Origin of the sequence: Hymenobacter lapidiphilus (assembly GCF_013377885.1) — a bacterium.
Lineage (GTDB): Bacteria > Bacteroidota > Bacteroidia > Cytophagales > Hymenobacteraceae > Hymenobacter > Hymenobacter lapidiphilus.
On the sequence record NZ_JABKAU010000074.1, the window covers coordinates 1 to 6546 of the forward strand.

Genomic DNA, 6546 nt, shown 5'->3' on the forward strand with positions numbered 1-6546 from the left:
ATTCATTTCTGGAAGTGCTCTTGCGGCTGGCGTAACAGCCGGCAGTGCAGCGCGTCGTTCCTGGCTTGGGCTCCTTACGGCCGCTGCCTTGCCGTGGGCTTGCCGTCGGCTTGCCCAAGGGGCACGTGGGCGGCTGGCCTCATCCGGCGTGGCGCGTGACCGGGGCTGAACGAAAGCGGCCGGCAGCGAGTATCTGCGGCAGTTTAGCCTTTGGAAGCGCGGAGAGTGGAGAATGGATGCGCGGGTGCTGTCGTTATTATCGGTAGGTTGCTGCTTCACGCCTGATTTAGCGGCCGCCGGGCGTTGCAGGTCATCAGGAATGGTCCGGCCTCTCACTTGGGTAGAAGCCGGGGCGGCCACCAAAAAAAACACCCCTTTTCGCTATGAGCACCCTCTTCATCCGCAACGGATTCATTGCCGCCGGGCTGGCCAATATTCTGGCTGTGCTGCTTTTGTCGCGGGTCTTCACCAATACTGTCATCCCCGAAACCGACCCGGTGGTGATGTCCAGCTTCGGGTTGCTGATGATAGTTGTCTGGGGGCTGGTTTTCCTGGCGGTTGCCCCCAGCTACCAGCAGGTAAAGTGGGTAGTAGGTGCTTTCGTGGTCGAGAAGCTGGTATATGCGGTGGCGTGGTTTCGCTGGATTACCACCCACGACGTGGCCGCCGTCTACGCGAAAGACCTGTTTGCCGGAATCTTCTATTCGGTGTACGGCCTCAACGACTTTCTTTTCATGCTCTTTTTCGCGGCCGTTTTTTTCCAGCTCCACAAGGCCGGCTCCAACCTATAGCTGGCCAGTTAGCGGCAGCCCGTAGCCCAGCACGGCCCCGCTCAGCACCAGCCAGGCCGAGTTGACTTTGTAGCGCAGCAGCCACACACCAACCAATTTCATAGAAGCGCTGCACCAAATCGACGTTGAGAAAAGCCAGCAGCGCGTAGCCGCTGCCGTAGAGCACCAGGCCGATTTTGACGAAGGCCAGCCCCGGCGGCGGGGCATTGCCGGACCCTAGGCCCTGCAACACAAGCAGCAAGACCAGCGCGGCCACGTTGGTCTGCACCTTAAGCCCCGTGCAGCCTGGCAGCTGAATATCAAGAAACACCAGGGCGGGCGGCAGAACATGATTGAGCGGAACGGCCTCCGACCAGATAAAACAGGCCCAGCCACGCCACATCCCGACAGGTAAAAAAGACTACGGTATCGGAGCAGAGCGGCATGTGGCTACTGCGTCGGACCTTCGTCCACGCTGGCTTCTACTACTTGTTGCACCAAGACGGGCACGGCCGAGAACAGGTCGAGGCCGGTGGCCGCCTCGATGGCGTCGACGCTGGTGCGGTACTGACTCCAGTCGGTGCTCAGCGCGTTGTCGTTAGGCGTGTCGATGGCGATGATACGGGTGCTGTCCGATAAGCGGGTAGCATCGTTGTCGCCGGTGGGCAGAACGACAACAACTTTCCAGAAGCGGGCGGGCACAGTAACGCGCCCCTGGTCGATAGTGGTGGCAAAGCCGCCGGAGCCAGTACCACCTTTGCCATAAGAGCCGCAGATGATATAGACCTCGTTGCCGGAGCTAAGGAAGGTGCGCGTGAAGTTTTCAAAGTTGGCCCACGTCTGCTGGTTGTTGCGGGGGGCCTGGGGCACCATGTTGCTCATCAGAAAGGTGGCCGAATTATCGGCCACAGTGCTGGTGCGGTCGGCGCTGGGGCACTGGTGGCCACGGTCGAAACCGGAGTCCGAATAGCTGGTAGACTGCACCTGATACCAGCCGGCGGGCAGGGTATTATCGGCCCGAAAGTCGTCCTGTCGGGGGGCGGAGCCGCGCCAGGTGGCGTCGAGATGCCAGCTCACCCAGGTAGGGATGCCCCGGTCGCGGTGGTAGCTGAGCGCGTACTGGGGCTTGCTGAGCAGGTAGTTAGTGGGCTGGTTGATGTCGGCAGTGGCGCCGCTCGGGTTGCCCAGCGTCAGGTGTTCGGGGAACAGGCTTGTCGGGGCGGGGTCGTTGGAGGTGGAGCAGGCAGCCACTGACAGGGCCAGAGCAGCGGCGAAAGCGTAACGGGAAACGTGCATTGGGCAAAGGTAGCAAGCCACCTGGCGCACTACATTACCTACACCTCAATGTCGGGAACGGACCCCATAGCACTATTCTGCGCCCATTCGCCTATCTTCCGCTCTTCGTTCCGTTTTCTACCGCTGTGCATATGGCCACCTCTTCGCCTTCCCCCCTACCCGACGACGAATCTGCCCGGCTCGTGGCCCTGCGCTCGTTCCAGGTATTGGCCGCTCTGGCCGAGCCCGTATTCGAGGAGTTCGTGGCCTTAGCCGCGCGGCTGTTCCAGGTGCCCATCTCGCTGCTGTCGGTAGTAGAGGAAACCGATGTGCATTACCCAGTCGCGATAGGGATGCCCGCCCACAGCCGGCTGCCGCGCGCGGAGGTGCTGTGCTCCACGGCCATTACACAGGGCCGGGCCGTGGTGTACCACGATGTGCTGCTGGAGCAACACCCGCCTATTCCGGCAGAAGTGCTGCGAGTGGCGGAGCAGAACCACGTACGTTTTTATGCCGGAGCCCTGTTGCGGCTGCCCGATCAACACCCGCTCGGTACGCTGTGCCTCGTCAATCACGAGCCCCGCCCCTTTACCCTCGACGAGCAGCGCATTCTGGAGCTGCTGGCCGGGCTGGTCAGCCAGACGCTGGCCGTGCGCCAGCGGTGCCGGGCGCGCCCGGGGGATGCCGGCCAGGGCCAATGGGCGCACCTGAGTGCCGAGCTACAGGAGGAAATCGGGGCCCTCAACGCGCTGGTACGCTACCTGAATGCCCGCAACGGCAGCGCGGTGCCCGTACCAACGGTCTTTCTGGCCCAGGTGGAAGGCCGCATGCACGATCTGCAGGGAGTGCTGGATGCGGCCCATTGTTAAAGACAGCATTGGCGTTGGGCCGAAAGACGCAGGAAATTGCCCGGCCGTAGTGGCTGTCAGCCGGCAAACAAACAGGATTTTCACTAGTTAACAACGCCCGGAACGGCCCCCAAGTCCGGCGGCCTATCTTTGCCTAGGGTGCCCGTTCGTCGGCGCGCCTGGCTTTACCTAACCAGCATGAGCACAACTATCCGGAACGAAGGAACTGCGCTGCCGGCAGAAATAACCGACTTTGCTGCCCTACTGCAACAGCAGGGGGTGCATGCGGCCCTGGCCTACCTGAATTACCGCACGCCCCACCGCTACACGGGCGTGTGGCGTTTCGATGGGGATATGCTGCGCAGCGAGGCCCTGTTTGACCGAAAAATGGCGGAGGTGCGGCAAGGAGCCGATGCGCCGATGGCCGCTACGTACTGCTCGCTGGTAGGCCGTACCGAGGCGCCGGTGCAGATTCTGGACGCCACCATTGACCCGCAGGCGCTGGGCATTGACACGCCCGTTATTTCTTACTGCGGCGCGCTTATGCGCGACGAGCAGGGCCGGCCTTTTGGCACGCTGTGCCACTACGATTTGCAGCGCTGCCAAGAGCGCACCTCCGACCAACCCCTGCTAATGGCTGCCGCGCAGCTGCTTTACCAGCACCTGCACGCGGGCGGCACGCAGTAAGCGGGTAAATTTCAAGCAGGCCCTGCAACGTATGATTATTCACTCACCCCCCTATAAGTAGCGGTTTGAGTGAACAGATAGCGCCAAGCGTAGACTTGGTTCTCTGCTAGGCGCTGTAGCGTTGAGCCAGCTGTTGGCGAAAGACGTCCTTAGACGAGCTATCGGCGAACACAACTTTTACGTGGCCCAATTAATCGCGGGTAGCTACCACTTCGTCCCAGAAAGCAATAGCGGCCGGGCCTATAGAGATTATAGAAGGAAAATGACAGCAAGGTCAACAACGGTGTAAACCAAAATGAAATCAGCCGCTCAGCCCAATGGCTAAGCGGCTGATTTTCAATGTACCCCGTACACGATTCGAACGTGTGACCGCCTGCTTAGAAGGCAGGTGCTCTATCCAGCTGAGCTAACGAGGCGGGTTGAGTTAACAGTGTAAAACGCACTATTTAACAATAGAAATAGAGCGAGTTCTGAAAAGCAAAAAGCCGCCCGCCCCAAAGGCGGGCTGACGGCTAAATGCTGGTCGGGGTGGCAGGATTCGAACCTGCGGCCTCCTGCTCCCAAAGCAGGCGCGATACCGGGCTACGCTACACCCCGAAAAGGATAACTAAAAATTGAGAGTTAAAAGTTAAAGACTAACCGTGCTTGCGCTAGTCGGTAATTTTCAACTTTTAACTCCTAATTTTTAATTCAAAGAAACGCGGAGAGAGGGGGATTCGAACCCCCGGTAGCCTTTAGAGCTACGGCAGTTTAGCAAACTACTGGTTTCAGCCACTCACCCATCTCTCCCGAAGGGTTGTCCTTTCCGGTTGAAAGGTGTTGCAAATATACGAGCCGGATGGAGATTCAAACCCTGTTCCGAAAAATATCTTCCATCTTGCTACTGCATTTGGGGCTTTCAGGCCGCCAATTAGCGCTTTTTACCTGTGGGGCAGCCCCACCCTTTTGGCTGGTTGTATTGTGAACATGAACTCGTTACCGTGGCGTTGAACTGGGCGTATCTGCCAGGCTGGCCGGAGGCGGCAGCGGCGCTGATTTTTTTTATTTTTTACCTCGGCTACGCTCTCCGCACCCGCCGTCTGGCGGCTCCGCTGGGCCAGCACGGCGGCCGGCTGAGCTGGAAGCTGGCGTTTCGTCTGCTGTATGGCGGCCTGCTGGGAGCCGCTTTGCTCGGCCCCGCCTACGGCCTCACCCAGCACCCGGTACGCACCGCCGGCAAAGATGTATGGCTGCTCGTAGATTTGTCGCGCTCGATGAATGCACCCGATGTGGCCCCCTCGCGGCTGCAGAAGCTGAAGGCCGAGCTGGCTACGCTGGTACGCCGCTTTCCGGCCGACCGGCTGGGGCTCGTTGTGTTTGCCGGTGAAGCCTACGTGCAGTGCCCACTTACCTACGATCAGGACGCGCTGCAACTCTTCCTGAGCACCCTGCAAACCAGCCTTGTGCCGGCCGGCACCACCGATCTGGTACCGCCGCTCAAGCTGGTGCTCGACCGCCTCGCCCCGGCTACCGCACCCGCCGGGCCCGCTCCGGCCGGCGTTCCGCCCCGCGCTACGGCCGTTGTGCTGGCCACCGATGGCGAGGACTTTGGCGAGAACCTGGAGGGTACCGTGCGGGTACTGGCCCGCTCGGGGGCCCGCGTGTTTACGATGGGTGTGGGTACTACCGAGGGCAGCCGCATTCCGCTGTCTGGCGGCCGGCCGGGCTACGTACGCGACGCCCGCGGCCGCGACGCCGTAACGCGGCTGGTGCCGGCCCCGCTGCGCCGCCTGGCCGAGCAAACCGGCGGCCAGTATTTCGAGCTAACCGACCAACGCAACGAGTTTCCCCTGCTGCTCTCTGCCCTCAACCAGCTAGAGGGCCAGGCCCAGCAGGTACGCACCGTGGCCGTGGCCGACAACCGCTACCGCTACCCACTAGCGCTGGCCCTGCTGCTCATCGGCCTTGATATTCTGCTGACGGTGAAAGTTATCCGGCCATGAAAATCCTGCTCACTATGCTGCTGCTGTTCAGCTTCTGGGGCGGCCTTACCCGCATCCACGACCGGAACGCGGCCGTGCAGCGCGGGGCCGCAGCTTACGCCAGCGGCCAGTACGCCGAAGCCGCCCTGGCTTACCGCGAAGCCGCGCTGGAACTGGGTGGCACCGACGATGCGCTGTGGCTGAACCTGGCCCACGCTACTCTGCGGGCCGGCCAGCCGGCCGAAGCCCGCTCCTACTATGGCCGCCTGCTAGACAGCCCCGACGGGCGCACACGGAGCGTGGCGCTGCAACAGCTCGCCGCCCTGGCCGCCAACCGGGGCCAATACGCGCCGGCTGTAGCCCTGTTGCGCCAGGCGCTGCTGGCCGATGCCGGCAACGCGGGGGCCCGCTACAACTACGAAGTGCTGCGCCGCTTTCTGGCGGGCCGTACTACCCCGCCCCCACCGCCCCCGCCCGGCACCGATGGCAGCCCCAAGAAGCAGCCCGACGGCCCCCGCGAGCAGCAAACGCAGCCCAAAGCTGGCCCCGGCACCCAGGGCCAGCGCCCCGACCCCAGTCAACCCAACGACCCAAGCAGCACCCCGCAGGCCCGCCCCGATGCGGGCGGCCAACCCGATCCGACCCAACCCTCGGCCGCGCCTGGCAGTGCGGCCAGCGGCGGCTTCCGGCCCGGCGCGGGGCCCGAGCGCAACGTGGCCCGCGGTAGCCAGCCCGGCACCGTACGCGGCCTCAGCGACGAGGCGAATGGCCCCGCGGCCCCCGACGGCACCAGTGGCCGCGGCGGCACCGAAGCCGCCGCCCTCAACGAAGCCAACCAGCAAACTCAGCGCGCCCGCCTGCAACAAATGAACCTGAGCCCCGGCCAGGCCCGCCAGCTGCTCGAAGCCCTGCGCACGGCCGAGCAGCAGTATCTGCAGCAGCTCCCGCGCAAAGCCACCACCCCCCGCGACAAAACCAAGCCGGCGTGGTAACGGGAAGAAAAGG

At 62.7% G+C, this 6546-nt stretch carries 6 protein-coding genes and 3 tRNA genes; 5 read left to right on the forward strand and 4 right to left on the reverse strand.

The genetic code is table 11. The annotated features are described in order from the left end of the window. Positions 1–383: 383 nt before the first annotated feature. Positions 384–791, forward strand: a complete 408-nt coding sequence (locus tag HW554_RS19875; protein ID WP_176910274.1) for a hypothetical protein — start codon at positions 384–386, stop codon at positions 789–791. Positions 792–1220: 429 nt separating this feature from the next. On the opposite strand, the gene HW554_RS19880 is transcribed toward HW554_RS19875, so the two are convergent. Beyond that, positions 1221–2066: a DNA/RNA non-specific endonuclease gene (locus HW554_RS19880; protein ID WP_176910275.1), complete on the reverse strand. Its 846-nt coding sequence runs from the start codon at positions 2064–2066 to the stop codon at positions 1221–1223. Between the two features lie 131 nt (positions 2067–2197). Here HW554_RS19880 and HW554_RS19885 point away from each other — a divergent pair, with 131 nt between their 5' ends. Together HW554_RS19885 and HW554_RS19890 are read left to right on the forward strand one after the other, a co-directional pair. Continuing rightward, positions 2198–2914, forward strand: coding sequence for a GAF domain-containing protein (locus tag HW554_RS19885; RefSeq protein WP_176910276.1), 717 nt, complete (start codon positions 2198–2200; stop codon positions 2912–2914). A 177-nt stretch (positions 2915–3091) separates the two neighbouring features. Further along, positions 3092–3580, forward strand: a complete 489-nt coding sequence (locus HW554_RS19890; protein ID WP_176910277.1) for a hypothetical protein — start codon at positions 3092–3094, stop codon at positions 3578–3580. 342 nt (positions 3581–3922) lie between these two features. Here HW554_RS19890 and HW554_RS19895 read toward each other — a convergent pair. The 3 genes from HW554_RS19895 to HW554_RS19905 all read right to left on the reverse strand — a co-directional run bounded on the left by HW554_RS19895 (position 3923) and on the right by HW554_RS19905 (position 4369). Beyond that, a tRNA-Arg gene (locus HW554_RS19895) sits at positions 3923–3996 on the reverse strand. A 104-nt stretch (positions 3997–4100) separates the two neighbouring features. Next, positions 4101–4177, reverse strand: a tRNA-Pro gene (locus HW554_RS19900). A 104-nt stretch (positions 4178–4281) separates the two neighbouring features. Continuing rightward, positions 4282–4369, reverse strand: a tRNA-Ser gene (locus HW554_RS19905). A 191-nt stretch (positions 4370–4560) separates the two neighbouring features. Here HW554_RS19905 and HW554_RS19910 point away from each other — a divergent pair. Together HW554_RS19910 and HW554_RS19915 are read left to right on the forward strand one after the other, a co-directional pair. After that, positions 4561–5562, forward strand: coding sequence for a vWA domain-containing protein (locus HW554_RS19910; protein WP_176910278.1), 1002 nt, complete (start codon positions 4561–4563; stop codon positions 5560–5562). After that, entirely contained in the window at positions 5559–6533 is a 975-nt protein-coding gene (locus tag HW554_RS19915; RefSeq protein WP_176910279.1) for a tetratricopeptide repeat protein, read from the forward strand. Before HW554_RS19910 ends, HW554_RS19915 begins: the two co-directional genes overlap by 4 nt. The last annotated feature ends 13 nt before the right edge of the window (positions 6534–6546 follow it).

Excerpts from the sequence above, each read along its gene's own strand:
- HW554_RS19915 (WP_176910279.1), top strand. The coding sequence starts at position 5,559 with ATGAAAATCCTGCTCACTATGCTGCTGCTGTTCAGCTTCTGGGGCGGC.
- HW554_RS19875 (WP_176910274.1), top strand. The coding sequence starts at position 384 with ATGAGCACCCTCTTCATCCGCAACGGATTCATTGCCGCCGGGCTGGCC.
- HW554_RS19880 (WP_176910275.1), bottom strand. The coding sequence starts at position 2,066 with ATGCACGTTTCCCGTTACGCTTTCGCCGCTGCTCTGGCCCTGTCAGTG.
- HW554_RS19890 (WP_176910277.1), top strand. The coding sequence starts at position 3,092 with ATGAGCACAACTATCCGGAACGAAGGAACTGCGCTGCCGGCAGAAATA.
- HW554_RS19885 (WP_176910276.1), top strand. The coding sequence starts at position 2,198 with ATGGCCACCTCTTCGCCTTCCCCCCTACCCGACGACGAATCTGCCCGG.